A 17,321-nucleotide genomic window follows, 5' to 3' on the forward strand; every position below is an offset into this window, starting at 1 on the left:
TTCAATTAATGGAGTTTAAATGCGGGGTTTATGAGAAGATAAAAAGGGGTGAAGAACTAACCGAAGAGGATAAAAGAAACTTAAAAGAAATTATAAAAAAAATGTTTAATTTTTTTGTTGAGCAGGAAATATTTCCTACTCCGAATAACTACGCAAAGTGGTTTTTCGTTTTCTGTTACGTTGTTGAAAATAAAATAGAACCTTCGGTAAACGAGCTCATAGACCTTTATTACAAGATATTTAAAGAGGCAAAGGTTGACCTCAGGCTTTCCGCAGAACTCGAAAGGCTTCTTTCAGAGGTCCATCACGTAATATACGAGTATATAGAAACCATTAAGGGATATGATGTAAAGTTTAAAAAACACGAGGAAAGAATAGAGAAAGAGTCGGAAAATTTAAATACAGAGCTTTTGAGGGATATACTGAAGGAGCTTTCGGAACTAAGGAAAACGAACCAAGAACTGATAAACGAGCTGAGGGAAAAGCAAAAGCAGGCGGAAAGGCTAAAGAAGGAGCTTGAAACCTTAAAGGCACAGGCCTTCATAGACTACCTCACGGGATTAAAGAACAGAAGGTCCATAGAAAAGGCCCTTAACGACTTTTTGAGGGACCTCAAGAACTACGGATATCCCTTCTCGGTAATAATGATGGACCTAAACGAGTTCAAGCAGATTAACGATAAATACGGCCACCCCGTAGGGGACTGCATCCTGAAAGAGGTCGGGGAGATTCTGAGGAAGTATCTAAGGGCAAAGGATGCGGTGGGGAGATACGGAGGGGACGAGTTTCTCATAATACTTCCGGGGATAAAGCTTGAGAACGCGGTTAAGGTTGCGAAGAGATTGAGGAATGCAATAGAAAACCATATTTTCAGGTGTGATGATAAGGAACTCAGGATATCCGCAAGCTTTGGGGTTCTGGAGGTAAACGAAAGCTTTAAGGACACAACCGAAATACTGAAAAAGGTTGATGAAAAGCTTTATGAAGCAAAAAAGAAAGAGGACAGGATAGCCTATTAGGCTACCATTTCCTTAGCCTTCAGGTATTTCCTCAGGAACTTACCCGTGTGGGATTTGGGGTTATTTGCTATGTCTTCGGGCGTTCCCACAGCTACAACCTCACCACCCCTTTCCCCTCCTTCGGGCCCGAGGTCTATAACCCAGTCCGCACACTTTATAACGTCAAGGTTGTGCTCTATAACGACAACCGTATTTCCCTTCTCAACGAGCCTTCTCAAAACCTTAATGAGTTTATTAATGTCATCCATGTGAAGTCCCGTTGTCGGCTCGTCAAGGAGGTATAAGGTTCTTCCCGTGTCCTTTTTTGAGAGCTCTCTCGCGAGCTTTATCCTCTGGGCTTCCCCTCCCGACAGGGTTGGGGCGGGCTGTCCCAGCTTGAGGTATCCGAGCCCTACGTCTTTTAATACCTGGAGTCTTCTTCTTATGGGAGGGTGGTTCTCAAAGAACTCGTAAGCCTCATCAACTGTCATCTCAAGAACGTCCGCTATACTCTTTCCCTTATACTTTACCTCAAGGGTTTCCCTGTTGTAGCGTTTCCCTTTGCACACCTCACAGGTTACGTAAACGGGAGGGAGGAAGTGCATCTCAACCTTTATGACACCTTCCCCTTGACAGGCCTCGCACCTTCCCCCTTTAACGTTGAAGGAAAACCTTCCCGGTTTGTATCCCCTTGCCCTCGCCTCCGGTGTCTGGGCAAAGAGGTTTCTAATGAGGTCAAAGACCTTCGTATAGGTTGCGGGATTGCTCCTCGGTGTCCTTCCTATGGGGGACTGGTCAACGTTTATAACCCTGTCTATATATTCAAGCCCCTCAATTCTTTCAACCTTTCCCACCTGTTCGTGGGTTCCGTAGAAGTAGTTTTTCGCATACTTGTAAAGGATATCGTATATAAGGGTGGACTTCCCGCTTCCCGAAACCCCCGTTATGCATACGAAAAGGCCGAGGGGAATCTCAACAGTTATATTTTTGAGGTTATGTTCCCTCGCTCCCACGATTCTTATGAACTTATCCCCGGGCTTTTTCCTCTCCTCGGGAATAGGAATTTCCTTCCTCCCGCTTAGGTATGCCCCCGTCAGAGAGTTTGGGTTGTTCTTAATCTCCTCAACGCTTCCCTTTGCGACTATATAGCCCCCGTTCTTTCCAGCACCGGGACCGAGCTCTATTACGTAATCCGCGGACTCTATGGTTTCGGGGTCGTGTTCAACCACTATCACCGTATTCCCTAGGTCCCTCAATCCCTTGAGTGTGTTTATGAGCTTGTTCGTATCCCTCGGGTGGAGACCTATTGAGGGCTCGTCAAGAACGTAAAGAACTCCCGAAAGTTTAGAGCCGAGCTGTGTGGCGAGCCTTATCCTCTGCATCTCACCGCCCGAGAGGGTTGTCGCACTCCTTGAGAGGGAAAGATAATCAAGCCCCACGTTTACGAGGAAACCAAGCCTCTCAATAATCTCTTTAAGGAGTCTCTCCGCTATTATTCTTTCTTTTCCCTCAAGCTTTCTCTCAAGCTCCTCAAAGAACTTCTTTGCCCTTCCGACGGGCATGCGGACGATGTCCCATATGCTCTTGCCATCTATGAGAACCGAGAGGGCTTCCTTCCTGAGTCTTGCCCCTTCACAAACGGGACAGGGCTTCTCAACTATGTATTCCTCTATCTCCTCTCTTATTCTCTCGCTCTCTTCTTCAAGAAACCTCCTCTCAAGGTGTCTTATAACCCCTTCAAATCCGAGGCTCTCACTTCCGTAAAGGACTGCGGTTCTCACACTCTCGGGTAGTCTTTTCCATGGAGTTCTGGGGTCGTATCCCAGCCTCCTTATAATGTTTCCGACGGGAAATCTTAAATAACTGAACAATCCGCTTTCCGCTATCTTTACAGCCCTTACCGCGGGCTTCTCTGGGTCTATTAGGAGTGCAGGGTCAACCTCCCATTTAACTCCCAGACCTTTACAGGAGGGACAGGCCCCGTAGGGGGAGTTAAAGGAAAAGAGCCTCGGGGAGAGTTCAGGAATGGTAAAGCCGTGCTCGGGGCAAACCATCTTCTCGCTAAAGAGCTCTTCTTTTCCCTCCTCAACGTCCTCAATCTTTACGAGTCCGTTTGACAGCTCAAGGGCTTTCTCAAGGGCTTCAAGGAGTCTTGGCCTCTCCTCCTCTTCAACCCTGAGTCTGTCCACGACGAGCTCTATTGTGTGTTTCTTATTCTTCTCAAGCTGGGGAACTTCTATAACCCTCATGAGCTCCCCGTCAACCTTCACACGGGAGTATCCCATACGCTCTATCTGTTTGAAAAGTTCCTTAAACTCTCCCTTCTTACCCCTCACGAGGGATGAGAGAACCATAACCCTCTTTCCCTTATATTTCTCAACTATCCTCTCAAGTATCTCGTGGGCGGAAAGTCCAGAAAGTAGTCTATTGCAGTGGGGACAGTGGGGCTTCCCTATGTTTGCCCATAAAACCCTTAGGTAGTCGTAAATTTCCGTTACGGTTCCCACCGTTGAGCGGGGATTTTTAGAGGTCGTTTTCTGGTCTATGGCTATTGCGGGAGAGAGTCCCTCTATGCTTTCAACGTCGGGTTTCTCCATAACCCCGAGGAACTGCCTCGCGTAAGAGGAAAGGCTCTCCACATACCTTCTCTGTCCTTCCGCGTAGATAGTATCAAAGGCGAGCGAAGATTTCCCCGAACCGGAGGGTCCCGTTATTACAACGAGTTTATTCTTGGGTATTTCTACGTCAACGTTCTTCAGGTTATGCTGTTTCGCACCCCTTACGATAATTCTGTCCATAAGATTTGAATTTAAATAATTCCCTCCTCCCTGAAAGAAAAGTATTCTTCCTCTGAAAGAATTATGTGGTCCAAAAGTTCAAAGCCGAGGATTTTACAGGCCTTTATTAACCTTTCGGTGAAGGTTATATCCTCGTTTGAAGGCTTTGCCTCCCCCCGGGGGTGATTGTGGGCAATTATTATGCCGTTTGCGGAAAGCTTAACAGCCTTAAAAAGAATATCCTTCGGTTTTGCAATTACCGTGTTTGCATTCCCGAGGGCTACAATTTCGTAATCAAGAAGTCTGTTGCTCAGGTCAAGGTAAAGGGCTACAAGGGTTTCCTTTCTCTCGTTCATCTTATCCTTCAGAAAATCAACAGCTTCCCTTGGGTTCCTTATTGAAACTCCTTTTCTCCTTTTGTTTATTCTCTTTGAGAGCTCAATTAAGGCCTTAATCTGGAGGGCCTTTACAAGCCCGAGCCCCTTAACGTTCAAAAGCTCGGAAACGTCTTTTTTCTCAAGTTCTTCCCATCCCATCTTTAACAACTCCTTAGAGAGATTGAGAACATCATTCCCCTTAGTTCCGGAGCCCAGTATAACCGCAAGGAGCTCCTCATCGGATAAAAGTTCCGCTCCCAGCTTGAGGAGTTTTTCCCGGGGTCTCAGCTCCTCGGGAATCTCCCTTATGGAGCGGTAAGTGTAATTCACTCTATCCCGAGCCTGTCCCATATCTCGTCTATTTTTTTCTTTACCTCGGGAGACATCTCTATCACTTCCGGCCATTCCCTCGTGTATCCCTCCTCCTTCCATTTCGTTGTTGCGTCAATAATCATCTTACCACCGAATCCCACCTCGTTGGTAGAGTGGTCAAGGACGTCTATGGGACCCTTGAGTATTAGGACATCCCTCTGGGGGTCAACGTTGTTCCCCCACGCCCAGAGAACTTCACCTATGTCCTGGACGTTTATCCAGTCGTCAAAAACAACTATGTGCTTCTCAAGGGACATAAGCCCCAGCCCCAGGAGTGCATATGCAACCTTAAAGGCGTGCCCGGGATACCTCTTCTTTATTGAGACAAAACAGAAGTTGTGGAAGCATCCCTCAGCGGGAAGGTGGTAATCAACAACCTCTGGGAGGTTGAACTTTATAAGGGGGAGGAATATTCTCTCGGTCGCCCATCCAAGGTATTTGTCCTCCTGGGGGGGTCTTCCCACTATGGTGGTAAGGTAGTAAGGGTCCTTTCTCATAACTATGGCCTTTACGTGCATCATGGGATACTTGTCAACAGGCGTGTAAAAGCCCGTATGGTCTCCGAAGGGTCCCTCGTCAACCAGCGGGTCCTCGGGGTCAACGTATCCCTCAATCACTATCTCAGCATTTGCGGGATACTCAAGGTCAACGGTAAGACCCTTTACGAGCTCAACGGGTTTCTCCATTATTATGCCTGCAAATAGATACTCGTCAACCTCGGGTGGTAGCGGTGCTGAGGCAACGTAAGGAAGGGGAGGCTCTCCCCCGATGGCTATGGCCACATCAAGCTTCTTTCCGAGCCTTTTTGCCTTCCAGTAGTGGTGGTTTCCGTCCTTGTGTATCTGCCAGTGAAGGGCGAGCTTATCCTTATCAAGAACCTGAAGTCTGTAAAGTCCAACGTTCCTTATACCGCTTTCGGGGTCCTTCGTTATCACCTGACCGAAGGTTATGAATCTTCCCCCGTCCTTTGGCCAGCACTTCAGTATGGGGAGTTCCTCAAGGTTAACGTCTCCCATAATAACCTCTTCCTGAACTTTTCCCTTCTTAACGAGTTTGGGTATCGCGTCGTTCAGTTTTTTTAGCTCGGGGAGCTTCTTTAGCTTCTCAAGGAAGGTTTTGGGAATCTCGGGCTTCAGTATTCTGTATAGTTTCCAGCCTATATCCTCAAGGTTTTCGTATCCGAGGGCCATCTTTATCCTCTTTTCCGAGCCGTAGAGATTCGTTATTACGGGAATATCGTATCCCCTGGGATTTTCAAAAAATAGGGCTTTTCCGCCTCCGGGCATCTTACAAACCCTGTCCGTCACCTCAGTTATCTCAAGAATGGGAGATAGGGGTTCCTTTATCCTTACGAGCTCCCTTTCCCTCTCAAGGGCTTTGATAAAGTCGTGTAGGTCCCTGTAGGGGTATCCCATAGGAGTATTTTAATGATAACTCCTCACGAGGGAAAGGATTATAAGCTCCCATCCGTTTGCGAGGACGAAAAGCATAATCTTGAAGGGCAGGGAGATGAGCTGAGGGGGAATCATTATTATTCCCATGGATATGAGTATTGACGCCACAACTATGTCTATTATTAGGAAAGGTATGTAAATGAGGAAAACAATCTCAAAGGCGGTCTTCAGCTCGCTCACCATAAAGGCGGGTATGAGAACCCTCGTAGGTATGTCCTCCGGGGATTTTAATTTCTCCTTCGGAATCTTTGCAACGCTCAAAAAAGCCTCAAGGGTTTCCTTTCTCGTGTGCCTGAGCATGAATTCCCTTATATAACTCTCGGTTCTCCTGAAGAACTCCTCATCGCTTATCTCCTTTTTTATGTAGGGCCTGAAGGCGTTTTCGTTAATTTTATCTATCGTGGGTTTCATTATGAAAAAGGTCAAGAAGAGAGAGAGGGATATAACAACGGGGTTGGGGGGAATTTGGGGCGTTCCTATAGCTTGACGGAGGAGAGAGAGAACAACGACTATTCTCGTGAAAGATGTAAACATTATGAGTATTGAGGGAACGAGACTGAGAATCGTTAAAAATATTAGGAGTCTAATTGTGTCCGCTAAGTTTCCCTCTCCCACTTTTATCTCAATGGGCGGTATCTGGGCAAACAGGAGCGGAGCACTAAGAAGGATTATCGGTAATACTCTCCTCATGCAAAACCTTAACGAAGTTCGGACCGAAAATTATAAAAAACCGCTTTTCCCTTATCCTCAGACTTGCAATGAAAACCTCTCTTGAGAGAGGAACGAGCTCCTCAACCTTTATATTTCTTCCCGAAAGCTTTACGATATGTCTCTTAAAAAGGTAATTAAGGAGTATATATGTGAGGGGGAGAAGGAGAAGAAGAACTAAGAGGCTCTTTATGAGATACTCTATCACTTCTCTATTATCGTTTCTTCAACCTTCATACCGAAGTGTCTTCCCGCTTCCTCAACGTATCCGAGAACCTCGTCTCCCTCCTTCAGCTCAGAAACGGATACGGGTGTTCCGTCCGGTCTCGTCAGCCTTATGGTTTCCGCATTCTGGAGAATACAGCTGAGCTTCTTGTTCTCATACCTTCCCTCTATCAGAATCATCGGTCTCCTCTCAACTTTCGCCCTTCCCACATACGTTACCCTTCCCCTTCCTTTGTAGTCGTAAACCATGACCTTGTCCCCCGCTTCCAGCTCACATAAATACTTCGTCCTGTTGTTGGGAACCCTTATATACATGTGGACCGCTCCCGCGTTCACCCTGAATGGCCTTGCTGCAACGTAGGGGTTTTCTTCGGTCTCCGCGTGAACGAGGAACATACCTCCCGAGGAATTTCCTACGAGCATTCCCTCACCCCTGTGGAGGAGAGATATGGTATCAACGCAAACCCTGTCTCCCAAACCGAGAGGTAGAATTCTCGTTATCTTAACCTTTACGAGCTCAAGCTTTTCTCCCTGTTCTCCTACTATCTGGCCGACCTTCTTTATCTCGTTTATATCCCTTGACTTTAAAACAACTCCTTTAACACCCTTCTCAAGGGTCTGGAGTGCAACCTCAGCCTCTTGGGCGTTTTTAACTACCGCGTAAAGCTCCTCCCTCTGGGCTATTAAGTTCTCAAGGGGAATCACGGTCCAGTCCGTTGTCTCAACTATAACCTTTACGTTAGGGGGATACTTCGCGGCCTTTTCTTCGTCCTCTTTGCCCTTTATGAGAACGTAAACAACGTCTTCCCCGAGCTTCAGGTCTCCGTCCGGAGATATTACCGTTATCCTTCCCGCCCTTTTAGCCTCTTCAACCCTTCCCTCTTCGGGAATTACAACGGCGGTGGCTCCCGCTTCAAGGGCTACGGAAACGAGTTTCCTGTCAAAGGGTTCTATCCATACCCAGAATTCCTTCATGCTATTATTTTAATACACCCATGGGAAGTCCCTATCTCTTCAAGATTCTCATCTACCCTATAAAGAGCCTTGACCCGGTTGAGCTGGAAAGCGTAAAGATATCAGAAAAGGGTTCCCTTGAAGGGGACAGAAATTTCGCACTCTTTGACGAGGAAGACAGAATTGTAAACGCAAAAAGGGAGAAAAGGCTCCATTTTATAAGGAGTTTCGTGGACTTTGAAAAAGAGATATTTGAGTTCAGTTTGGAAAAAAATACACCTTCGGTTTTGAAGAGATTGAGAGGGTGAGTGAGTTCTTTTCCGAGTTTCTCGGATACAAAGTCTTTATGAAGAAAAACGAAAGGGGAGGTTTTCCCGACGACAGAAAAGCCCACGGCCCCACGGTCGTAAGCAGAAACACCTTAAGGGAAGTAGCATCCTGGTTCAACATAAGCGAGGAGGAAGCGAGAAGACGTTTCAGGGCAAACCTTGAGGTTGAAAACGTTCCTCCCTTCTGGGAGGACAGCCTCGTGGGAAGAAGGTTCAGGATAGGAGAGGTGGAGATAGAAGGAGTTAATATCTCAAAGCGTTGTCCCGTTCCGACGAGAAACCCCTACACCGGAAAGCCTACGAGAAACTTCGTAAAGAAGTTTACCGAGAAAAGGAAAGAAAAACTTCCTCCAAACGTCCCTAAGGAAATTTTTGATACCTATTACAGGCTTTGCCTGAACACAAATATACCGGAAAGTGAGTGGGGAAAGGTTTTAAGAAAGGGGGACGAAGTTCAGTTCTGAGTTCCCGCCTGTGAGTATTGTCTTTCTATATCCTTTAGTATGTTGTAAACGAACTCTCCCCTGTCGTTTACCTTAAATCTCTCCCTTACCGCCTGCTTGCCCTTTTCTCCTATCTCCTTTAGGGCATCCCTGTTTTCCATATAAAAGACAACTTTTTCCTCAAGGTCTGCGCGGTCAAGAGGGGCATAGGTTATCACTTCCTCCTCGGGCTTCAGGAATCCGGGAAGGGTTCCCTTGTAATCAAGCATTACAGCACTTCCCATATACATAGCCTCAAGGGGGACAAAGCTGAGCCCCGTCGGTATTGACTGGGGAGATACGAAAATCGTCAAGTTTGCGGAAGAGTAATACTTGAGAAGCTGTTCGTAGGAGCTAACCTTTATGGCCTCGTGTCCCTCAAATAGGTTCCCCTGATACTCCCCGAGTATCTTTACCTCCATGCCTTCAAGGAACTTAAGGAGGTAAGTCTTCCTCCTCATAGTCGTGTATGCAACCGTGTCGTTAAGGAGTCTTAGGAACTTGCTCGGGTTATCCTCCCTCCACTTGTTAAAGGTTTCCTGTGCCTGAGGGTTAAAAAGGCCGTATATGTAATTAAACGCGGTGAGAACGTGAACCTCGGGGTTTCTGAACATAAACTCTCCGGTCTCAAAGAAGAAGGGCATTATCTCTTGAGGGTAGTTCTGGGAAACCGCGTTAACTATCACCTGAGGGTCAATAACGGGACCAACAAAGGCTATCTCTATATCCTTTTCCTCCTCCTCGGGAAAGAGCTTTTCGTTAACGAAGGGAGAAACGTAACTCACGTTTGATATACCGAGAAGGTTGAGGCTGTCGGTGTGCTTCAGGTCCGTTATAAAGGCTATGAAGTTCTGAGGCTTCTCAACTCCCTCAAAAGCGGGGAAGAAGAGAAGGGGGTCCTCAACGAAGAAGCTGAGGTGAACTATTCCCAAGAGGTCGGAAAGTATGTACTTCTTTCCTTCCCTCTCCCCCACTATTACACCTGTTGCGTTCACGTCCATCAAAAAGAGGGGACGCCACTCCTCAAGCTCGCTAACAACTTCCTGAGGGGAACGCTCCTTCAGGTCGTACTCCCTTATCTCAACACCCTTTTCCTTGAGGTAATCAAGGAGTGCGTAAATGTGCTTTGCAGGTGCTCCCAGCTCTCCCGGTCTTAAAAACGCTAATTTCATAACTCATAGTCTATCATATAAACCTTCAGAAGGAACCCTCCTGAGGGTAAACATAAGGAGAAGGGAACCTAAGATAAGCACAAGGGAAACGACCTGATTCCACGTGAGACCGATAACGGGAAGGGGAGGGGTAACGCCTCTTAGGAACTCAAAGAAAAATCTTTCAGTTCCGTAAAGGAATAAATAAAGGGAAAACACAAACCCGTCAAAGGGCTTTCTCCTATAGATAAAGAGGAGTATGAGGAATATAAGTAAGTTCCCGAAGGCCTCCATCAGCTGGGTGGGATACAGGGGAACGTAGGGGGGGGCAACAGCACCCTTCGGAAAAACAATGTAAAAGAAGGGGAACTTATCGGTGAAGTGTATGCCCACCTCGTTGCTCGTGGCGTAGGGAAAGGGCTTTCCGTAGCAACATCCCGCAGCGGTGCACCCCAGCCTCCCGAAGAAGTGGGCAAGGGCTATGGCGGGGGCGGCTATATCCGCCGACTTCCAGAGGGGAAGACCGAAGAGTTTAATACCGATAAGTGCTCCCATTATTCCCCCTATGAGACCTCCGTAAAAGGAGACTCCACCTTTCCATATCGCTACGTAATCGAGAATGTTGTGAAACTCATAAGGGTGTTCAACCGCGTAAGCTATCCTTGCTCCGATAATCCCGAAGAGAACCGCTAAGAGAAAGGTATTATCAACAGCCTTCGTATCAAGACCTTCCCTCTTTGCGAGCCTCAGTACGAGGAAGTATCCGATAACAACACCAAGAGCAACAAGAATGCCGTATAAGTTTATCTGGAGTCCGAAAACTGATATAGAGTAAGGAAACAAGTTATTCACCTCCTTATAATTAATAAGGATATTATGAAGTGGGAAATAAGCAAAACCTTCAGGTTTGAAGCGGGACACAGGGTCTGGAAGCAGAATCTCACCCACGGAAGGGGAGCCCAGTTTACGAAGGAAAAGCCTATAAACAAATGCGTAAACCTCCACGGACACAGCTACGTCCTTGAGGTGACCGTTGGCTCGGATACCCTCAGCGAGCAGGATATGGTGATGGACTTTTACCATGTCAAAAACGCATTAAAGGATTTGATAGACGAGATAGACCACAGCTTTATCATTGACGTGAACGACCCCATGTATCCCGAACTGAAAGAAGTAGCGGAAAAATACGGAGCCTTTAAGATATTCCCTGTTGATTTCTGTCCGACGGCGGAAGCCCTCGCAAAATTCTTTTACGACTTTCTTAAGAAAAGACTTGAGGAGACTGGACTTCTCGGGGAGGTGAAGGTCGTAAAGGTCGTTCTCTGGGAAACCGCAACCTCAAAAGCGGAATACAGGGAAGAATGATGAAGGTTTTAACTTTTCTTCTCGTCCTCTTTTCGCTTTCATTTTCCCTCCCGAAGCTCGTTCCGCCCGAGTGGCTCTACAAACACCTGAAGGATGAGAACCTCGTAATACTTGAGTTCGGGGATACCCAGAGCTACCTCCTTGAGGGACACATACCCGGTGCAAGGCTTACCGAAAAGGAAGAGTGGAGGATAATGGACCAGAAAACGGGCGCTCTCGTCAGGAAAAAGGTTGAAGAGTATGAAGATATGTTCAGAAAGTGGGGAATAAACAACGATACGAATGTGATTATTTACTACAAAGGAAACGCAAAAAACGAAATACTCGGAGCGGTTTACGCCTACTGGATATTCCACCTCCTCGGACACGAAAAAGTGGGCATACTTGACGGGGGATGGAGTGCATGGGTCAAGAGGAATTATCCCGTTTCCTACGATGAACCTGTTGTTAAAAGGGGCAATTTTAAAGCGAATTATAATTCCTATAAAGAAGTAAGCTGGAAATACGTTTACGAAAACATAGGAAAAATTCCCATAATTGACGGGAGACTTCCCGAGTTTTACTTCGGGGTAGGAAAGTTTCCTGCGGCGAAGAAGTACGGGCATATACCCTGCTCCGTTCCCTTTTCCTGGGAGTGGTGGGTAAAGAGGGATAGGGATACGGGAAAGCTGTACATTGAGTTTCCGAGATATGCAAAGAATTTCCTCAAAAATCAGGGAATTAAGGAAGATGATGAGGTTATTCTCTTTTGTTTCGGGGGAACGGGTGCAGCTTTTGTTTACTGGGTTATGGACGTTGTGGGATACAGGGGGATGAGGGTTTACGATGCTTCAAAGAGGGAGTGGGAATACCTGAACCTTCCATTGAACAGGTATGTATGGGAAACCTTCAACGACTGCAGGTTAGACCTCGTAAATCCTGTCAAGTAGTTCGCTGGCCTTTTCCTTGTCAAGGTTCTTTAACTTCTTGTAAACTTCCCTAGCCTTATCTATCTTCCCTGCCCTCACGTAGGCAATACCGAGCTTAAAGAGAAGCTCAGAGTCCTTCGGTCTGTTTTTAAGCTCCTCCTCAAGCTCCTTGGCAAGCTTCTCAACGAGACCCTCCGCCATCTTGCTGAACGTTCCCTTCCTTCCGAACATAAATCTTTAAGATATACCCCTCGCTTTTTCCTTGTATAACTTGTAGTATAGAAAAACGCCCCTTGATATGTTAAGAAGAAAAAGAACTGTATCAAGAATGAGGAGAATGAGAGAGGGAAGGTAAATTCCGAAGGGAACGAGAAGGAGGGAAAGGGTAAAGGCTACGTGAAGGTAGAAGTTAGCCCATATGTATTTTGGCTTTATTACCTCATGCATGGTTGGTGCTTTCGGAATTCCCTTCGTTGAGAGGTGCATCCAGACGAGGAAGGGAATTATCCTGTACATCATAGCCATAATTATGCTGAAGGCAAAAAGTCCAAAGGTTGTCAGGAAAGTGAGGAAGAACTCCTCCCTGAAGGGGTAATGCATTGCTGAAAGAATCAGGAAAAACATTGCCATATACCAGAGGTTTATTAAGGGGTCCCTTATCTTTCTCCTTCTCGTGTATAGCCTCTCCGCGGTAATAAATGCGTAAGTCATGAAGGAAAAGCTGAGAAAAGCGTCAATAAAGGGATTTTCGGGAAGGATAATCTTAAGGAGAAGCAATAGGAAAACGAAGGGGGGCAGGTATCTCGTAATTAAGGGAGGGTAGGGCTTTGTTACGAAGAACATCTCAACAACCTGGAAGGAAACGCTCGCTACGAGAATCGTGGTCCAGCCAAACAGCATAAAGCTGAGATGGGTATCAAGAAGGTAAGCGTGATCAAATCCCGTCCCTAAGGTCAGGTTAAGAACGAGAAGGGTTGCAAACAAAAGCCCCGCAAGGAAAGAAAGAAGTGCAAATATAAAGCCCCTCGGAGCATCTCTGAGGTTCTCAACCTTTAGAAGCTTGTAAACCATGTAAGGAACTACGTATAAAAAGCCGGAGATAAGGAGAAGGTATCCGATGAAAGTAAAGAAGGAATGATTTGAGAAAAGCCCGGAGGTAAAGAGGAGCGTTCCCAGACTCAGGAGAACGTGGACAATCGTGGCCTTTCTGAGGGGATTTTCTATAACCGCTCCCGCAACAACGGGAAGCATCTGGAATAAAGCTCCTATCATCGTGTTTGCCATGAAACCGAGGGTAAAGAGGTGAACCGCAGGCGTTAGGTAAAGGGTCTCCCTTGCGTAATTGAGCATTAAGAAGAGGGAGAAGAGATTCAGGAAGAGAAGAGCGGTTATAAAGAATCGGGCTATTATGCTGAAGGGCGGAAGGTATAAGAGATTAAGGCCTCCCGGAATCATACCTCTCCCAGCTCCGACATCTTCTCAACCATCTCTTCGGGGTTTAGGTTCTGGTCCGACATGGGATAAAGTATCTGCTCCTCCTTCATGTTATGTTGCTGAATGAGTATCATAAGGGACTCACCGAGGGATAGAAACTCGTCCTTATTCTTGTTTTTCAGGGCTTCCTCCATTCTCTCCAGGAGCTCCCTCGCCTGGTTGTGCTCCATTCTCATAACCTGAGTGGGCCCCATTACTATGCCCGTTTTCTCCTCAAACTCGGGAAAGAGAACATCCTCTTCCTTCTTGAAGTGAAGTAATGTTTTCTCCTTGAACTCTTTAAAGAGTTCCTCAGCCTTTTCCCAGTTTTCCTCGGAAACAGCCTTTTCAACTTCCGCATATACGCTGTCGCACTTCCTGTGCTCTTCCGTGAGGTACTGAGTTATGTTCATACCTCAACCTCCGTAAGTGAATGTTTATTTATAATATATGCTATACAATTAAAAGAACTATGTTTATGAAGCCCGAGGACCTAATCCTTACGATACCGGCCCTTATGGTTGCGGTTATTCTTCACGAGGTTGCCCACGGCTGGGTTGCCTACAAGATGGGTGACCCGACCCCGAAGGATGCGGGAAGGCTTACGATAAATCCCATACCCCACATAGACCCCCTCGGAACGATAATACTTCCCGGACTTCTTATGCTCGTGGGTTCCCCTATACTGTTCGGATGGGCAAAGCCCGTCCCCATAAATCCCTACAACTTTAAGGACTTGAGAAAGGGAATGTTCCTCGTCTCAATAGCGGGTGTTACCGCAAACTTCTCCCTTGCGATTCTCTTCGGAGTTATGAACCGGATTCTGAGAGAGATACTTCCCCTCGTTCCCCCTGATGTCGGGAAGTTCCTCCTCATTCCCCTCATGATATTCACGACAAAGGCTGTGTTGATAAACCTCGTTCTCGGACTCTTTAACGCACTCCCCATACCTCCCCTTGACGGAAGTAAGGCGGTTATGAGCCTCCTTTCTTACAAATACTGGGAGCTATTCTACAGGTTTGAGCAGTACGGCTTCCTCATAATAACCGTTCTCCTCCTTACCGGCGTTCTCCAGAGTATAATACTCCCTCCCCTCGTGTTCCTTTACAGGCTCATACTGGGATGAAGCGGGATATAAGCTTCCTTCTGATACTTACCGTTTTCTCCTTTGCGGGCATACTCTTTCCCGAGTTCTTTAGAAACTTCAGGGGCTGGATAGTTCCCCTTCTTACTCTAATAATGCTCTCAATGGGACTCACACTAACACCCGAGGATTTCAGGAACATCTTAAGAAAGCCCTTTGCTGTTTTTTACGGTGCTCTCCTTCAGTTCACGGTTATGCCCCTTTCCGCCTATCTTCTCTCAAAATTGTTTAAGCTCTCCCCGGAGCTCTTTGTGGGAGTTGTTCTCGTCGGCTCCGCACCCGGGGGAACGGCTTCAAACCTCATAACCTATCTCTCCAGAGGAGACCTCTCCTATTCCATATCAATGACAACGGTTTCAACCTTGAGTTCTCCCCTTTTTACGCCCCTCTGGACCTACATCCTCGCAGGTAAATACGTTGAGGTTCCGTTCATACCAATGGCTGAAACAACTTTAAGGATTGTAGTCCTTCCCGTTCTTCTGGGTATGGTTTTGAGATACTTCCTAAGAAGACATATGAAACACGTTGAAAACTTCCTCCCTTACGTCGCCATCTTCTCAATCTCCCTCATAATAGCTACGATTTTCGCGATAAACTACGCTGTTCTCCAAAAGATTAGCTTTGTGGTGCTTTTGGTCGTTCTGATACATAACCTTATCGGTTTTATCCTCGGTTATATATTCGGCATTCTCGCAGGACTTGACAGGAGAATGGCTAAAACCCTCTCAATAGAGGTCGGTATGCAGAACTCGGGACTTTCCGCAGTTCTTGCGGTTAAATACTTCTCAAAGGTTTCCGCTCTCCCTTCTGCTGTTTTCAGCCTATCCCAGAACTTAATCGGAGTCCTTCTTTCCTTCTTCTTCAGAAGAGTTTAAATCCCTCATTACCCTCTTCAAATCAACGTAAGCGTTCTTAAATCCCGCTATTATCCCTATGATAAAGAAGAACATTAGACCCCAGGGTTTTGTCTTGAGACCGAACCAGTTTTCCATAGCCCAGTCAAAGCCAAAACCTACAAGCACGCCCGCTATAATTCCTCCCACAACGTTGAGGCCTACCGTGAAGGCAATAAAATACTTACCGTTCATATATCAAAAATCACCTCCGCCTCGTAATGGTCCTTCTTCTTCTCAACCTTTAGCCTGTGATAAGTTGCCGCTTTTATGACGAGCTTTGAGGGGTGCTTTTCGGGATTGTAGGTCTCACCCCTAAGCTTCACCTTTACGTAATCCTCTCTAAGCTCAAGGACCTCACACTCGGAAGCTACAAAGTGTTTGCTCTCGTGAAGAACGAGCGCCTCGTTTATTATATCCGCGAGGAGAAAGGGCATAACGTTGCTCGCCTCTATTACGTGCTCCTCTTTCGGCTCAACCTTTTCTATATCCGTTATCTCGTTAAAGGTTGCGAGAAGTGCGGAACAGAATAAAGAGGGCAAATCCTTAGCTCTCACCCTTATTCCCGCGTCCGCGGTTATGTCGTATATGGGTTCGTAGTCTATCATGCCTCCTCCTTAAACCTGTAAGGTGAGAATATCTTAAAGAACTCGGAAACCTCGTTGTTGTCTATAAGTCTTAAGGCTACTTTTGCGGTTGCGGGAGCAAGGAGTATGCCGTTCCTGTAGTGTCCCCCGTAAACCGAAAAATTCTCACCGAAGTAAAATACAGGCATCTCATCGGGCGTTCCGGGTCTGAACCCGACCCTCACCTCAAGGAGCTCCGCGTCCGAAAGTGAAGGAATAACCTCTATGGCTCCCCCAGAGAGCTTTGATAATCCACCGAGGGTTTTCCTGTGGTCAAAGCCTGCGTCTTCCGTCGTTGCACCGATAAGGAGGTCCTTCTCCCTCGGTATTATATACGCCTTGCTTGAGTATATAACGTAATCCTTTATGGGAGCGTTCACCCTCAAAATCTGACCCTTTACGGGATAAACGGGAAATCCGAAGTGTTCCTTTAGCCACGAGCCCGTTGCAAAAACGTAGTGGTCCGCGGTAAACTCATCAAAGAAGGTGTAAACCTTTTCAACCCTATCCCCTTCCCTTAATATCCTGAGGACATCTTCCCTTACAATCTCTCCCCCCAAGTTCTCAACAGCCCTGTATAGGGCTTCCATTAGCTCTTCCGTATCAACGTTACCCTCATCTCCGTATATAACTCCGTATCTCACATCTTCGGTTATGTAGGGAAACTCTTTGAGAAGCTCGCTACCCTCGTAAGAAACTACGTTCTGGCAGTAAGTTTGCGTGTATTCCCTAACGTCTTCCTTGAGCTTTTTCTCCTCTTCCTCCGAGAGGGCTATCCTAAGGATTCCCTGGGAGAAAAATACATTTCTCTTTGAAATGTCTTTCAGTATATCAAGATACTCGCTCCACAGCTTCAGGCTATCTACGGAAAATCTAAGGAAATCCCCTTTAAGACCCTCGGAGAAGGGAGCGAGCATCCCTCCGGCAACCCAAGAAGCCCCCTCCTTCTCATCCCGCACTATTACCTTTACGTTGTGTCCCGCAAGGAGGAGCTCAAGAGCTATAGAAAGTCCTATTACGCCACCGCCAACAACGAGTATGTCCATACTAACTATTATAGGGAGGGCATCTGTAAACTACCCGCA

21 protein-coding genes are annotated in these 17,321 nt (G+C 46.7%); 7 read left to right on the forward strand and 14 right to left on the reverse strand.

The annotated features are described in order from the left end of the window. The first annotated feature begins 8 nt into the window (after window positions 1-8). Entirely contained in the window at window positions 9-1,019 is a 1,011-nt protein-coding gene (locus ACYQZ0_RS06340) for a diguanylate cyclase (RefSeq protein ID WP_459775761.1), read from the forward strand. Here the strand turns inward: ACYQZ0_RS06340 and uvrA are convergent. From uvrA to ACYQZ0_RS06370, 6 genes are read right to left on the reverse strand one after another with little or no spacing between them, the layout of a single operon-like run. Continuing rightward, window positions 1,016-3,796, reverse strand: coding sequence for an excinuclease ABC subunit UvrA (gene uvrA, locus ACYQZ0_RS06345; RefSeq protein WP_459775762.1), 2,781 nt, complete (start codon window positions 3,794-3,796; stop codon window positions 1,016-1,018). The two genes, ACYQZ0_RS06340 and uvrA, sit on opposite strands and share 4 nt — an antisense overlap. An 11-nt stretch (window positions 3,797-3,807) precedes the next feature. Further along, on the reverse strand, window positions 3,808-4,503 hold the full coding sequence (radC, locus tag ACYQZ0_RS06350; RefSeq protein WP_459775763.1) for a RadC family protein: 696 nt from the start codon (window positions 4,501-4,503) through the stop codon (window positions 3,808-3,810). Further along, a complete protein-coding gene (locus ACYQZ0_RS06355) occupies window positions 4,479-5,939 on the reverse strand; it encodes a menaquinone biosynthesis decarboxylase (RefSeq protein WP_459775764.1) in 1,461 nt (486 codons plus the stop codon). Before ACYQZ0_RS06355 ends, radC begins: the two co-directional genes overlap by 25 nt. A gap of 9 nt (window positions 5,940-5,948) precedes the next feature. Then, the gene (gene fliP / locus ACYQZ0_RS06360; protein WP_459775765.1) at window positions 5,949-6,668 is read right to left on the reverse strand and encodes a flagellar type III secretion system pore protein FliP; all 720 of its coding nucleotides are present in this window, start codon (window positions 6,666-6,668) and stop codon (window positions 5,949-5,951) included. Further along, a complete protein-coding gene (locus ACYQZ0_RS06365; RefSeq protein WP_459775766.1) occupies window positions 6,637-6,894 on the reverse strand; it encodes a hypothetical protein in 258 nt (85 codons plus the stop codon). The genes fliP and ACYQZ0_RS06365 overlap by 32 nt, the downstream gene beginning before the upstream one ends. Continuing rightward, a complete protein-coding gene (locus tag ACYQZ0_RS06370) occupies window positions 6,891-7,886 on the reverse strand; it encodes a 3-dehydroquinate synthase II (RefSeq protein ID WP_459775767.1) in 996 nt (331 codons plus the stop codon). The genes ACYQZ0_RS06365 and ACYQZ0_RS06370 overlap by 4 nt, the downstream gene beginning before the upstream one ends. A gap of 20 nt (window positions 7,887-7,906) precedes the next feature. Between ACYQZ0_RS06370 and ACYQZ0_RS06375 the strand changes: the two genes are divergently transcribed. Continuing rightward, window positions 7,907-8,173: an MOSC N-terminal beta barrel domain-containing protein gene (locus ACYQZ0_RS06375; RefSeq protein ID WP_459775768.1), complete on the forward strand. Its 267-nt coding sequence runs from the start codon at window positions 7,907-7,909 to the stop codon at window positions 8,171-8,173. Further along, window positions 8,170-8,658: an MOSC domain-containing protein gene (locus ACYQZ0_RS06380; RefSeq protein WP_459775769.1), complete on the forward strand. Its 489-nt coding sequence runs from the start codon at window positions 8,170-8,172 to the stop codon at window positions 8,656-8,658. The genes ACYQZ0_RS06375 and ACYQZ0_RS06380 overlap by 4 nt, the downstream gene beginning before the upstream one ends. Here the strand turns inward: ACYQZ0_RS06380 and ACYQZ0_RS06385 are convergent. Both ACYQZ0_RS06385 and lgt read right to left on the reverse strand, forming a co-directional pair. Further along, the gene (locus ACYQZ0_RS06385; protein WP_459775770.1) at window positions 8,649-9,848 is read right to left on the reverse strand and encodes a glycosyltransferase; all 1,200 of its coding nucleotides are present in this window, start codon (window positions 9,846-9,848) and stop codon (window positions 8,649-8,651) included. The genes ACYQZ0_RS06380 and ACYQZ0_RS06385 overlap by 10 nt on opposite strands. Before the next feature lie 3 nt (window positions 9,849-9,851). Further along, window positions 9,852-10,670 carry a prolipoprotein diacylglyceryl transferase gene (gene lgt, locus ACYQZ0_RS06390; RefSeq protein WP_459775771.1) on the reverse strand — a complete coding sequence of 273 codons (819 nt, stop codon included), beginning with the start codon at window positions 10,668-10,670 and terminating at the stop codon, window positions 9,852-9,854. 33 nt (window positions 10,671-10,703) lie between these two features. Here lgt and ACYQZ0_RS06395 point away from each other — a divergent pair, with 33 nt between their 5' ends. Both ACYQZ0_RS06395 and ACYQZ0_RS06400 read left to right on the forward strand, forming a co-directional pair. Further along, on the forward strand, window positions 10,704-11,192 hold the full coding sequence (locus tag ACYQZ0_RS06395; protein WP_459775772.1) for a 6-pyruvoyl trahydropterin synthase family protein: 489 nt from the start codon (window positions 10,704-10,706) through the stop codon (window positions 11,190-11,192). Next, window positions 11,192-12,121: a sulfurtransferase gene (locus ACYQZ0_RS06400; protein WP_459775773.1), complete on the forward strand. Its 930-nt coding sequence runs from the start codon at window positions 11,192-11,194 to the stop codon at window positions 12,119-12,121. Before ACYQZ0_RS06395 ends, ACYQZ0_RS06400 begins: the two co-directional genes overlap by 1 nt. On the opposite strand, the gene ACYQZ0_RS06405 is transcribed toward ACYQZ0_RS06400, so the two are convergent. The 3 genes from ACYQZ0_RS06405 to ACYQZ0_RS06415 are packed head-to-tail and all read right to left on the reverse strand — an operon-like array spanning window position 12,095 to window position 13,986. Then, a complete protein-coding gene (locus ACYQZ0_RS06405) occupies window positions 12,095-12,331 on the reverse strand; it encodes a tetratricopeptide repeat protein (RefSeq protein ID WP_459775774.1) in 237 nt (78 codons plus the stop codon). The two genes, ACYQZ0_RS06400 and ACYQZ0_RS06405, sit on opposite strands and share 27 nt — an antisense overlap. Before the next feature lie 6 nt (window positions 12,332-12,337). Continuing rightward, a complete protein-coding gene (locus tag ACYQZ0_RS06410) occupies window positions 12,338-13,555 on the reverse strand; it encodes a hypothetical protein (RefSeq protein WP_459775775.1) in 1,218 nt (405 codons plus the stop codon). Beyond that, window positions 13,552-13,986, reverse strand: a complete 435-nt coding sequence (locus ACYQZ0_RS06415) for a hemerythrin domain-containing protein (protein WP_459775776.1) — start codon at window positions 13,984-13,986, stop codon at window positions 13,552-13,554. The genes ACYQZ0_RS06410 and ACYQZ0_RS06415 overlap by 4 nt, the downstream gene beginning before the upstream one ends. 65 nt (window positions 13,987-14,051) lie before the next feature. On the opposite strand from ACYQZ0_RS06415, the gene ACYQZ0_RS06420 reads away from it, so the two are divergent. Continuing rightward, window positions 14,052-14,699 (forward strand): site-2 protease family protein, encoded by a 648-nt coding sequence (locus tag ACYQZ0_RS06420; RefSeq protein WP_459775777.1) that lies wholly within the window; start codon window positions 14,052-14,054, stop codon window positions 14,697-14,699. Beyond that, window positions 14,696-15,592, forward strand: a complete 897-nt coding sequence (locus ACYQZ0_RS06425; RefSeq protein ID WP_459775778.1) for a bile acid:sodium symporter — start codon at window positions 14,696-14,698, stop codon at window positions 15,590-15,592. Before ACYQZ0_RS06420 ends, ACYQZ0_RS06425 begins: the two co-directional genes overlap by 4 nt. On the opposite strand, the gene ACYQZ0_RS06430 is transcribed toward ACYQZ0_RS06425, so the two are convergent. Genes ACYQZ0_RS06430 through thiO form a run of 3 tightly spaced genes read right to left on the reverse strand, consistent with a single transcriptional unit; the run spans window position 15,551 to window position 17,282 of the window. Next, complete coding sequence (locus tag ACYQZ0_RS06430) at window positions 15,551-15,805, reverse strand: AtpZ/AtpI family protein (protein ID WP_459775779.1); 255 nt, start codon at window positions 15,803-15,805, stop codon at window positions 15,551-15,553. The genes ACYQZ0_RS06425 and ACYQZ0_RS06430 overlap by 42 nt on opposite strands. After that, window positions 15,802-16,218: an archease gene (locus ACYQZ0_RS06435; protein ID WP_459775780.1), complete on the reverse strand. Its 417-nt coding sequence runs from the start codon at window positions 16,216-16,218 to the stop codon at window positions 15,802-15,804. Before ACYQZ0_RS06435 ends, ACYQZ0_RS06430 begins: the two co-directional genes overlap by 4 nt. Then, window positions 16,215-17,282 (reverse strand): glycine oxidase ThiO, encoded by a 1,068-nt coding sequence (gene thiO / locus ACYQZ0_RS06440; RefSeq protein WP_459775781.1) that lies wholly within the window; start codon window positions 17,280-17,282, stop codon window positions 16,215-16,217. Before thiO ends, ACYQZ0_RS06435 begins: the two co-directional genes overlap by 4 nt. Window positions 17,283-17,321: the final 39 nt, after the last annotated feature.

It is taken from the genome of Aquifex pyrophilus (genome assembly GCF_054656935.1).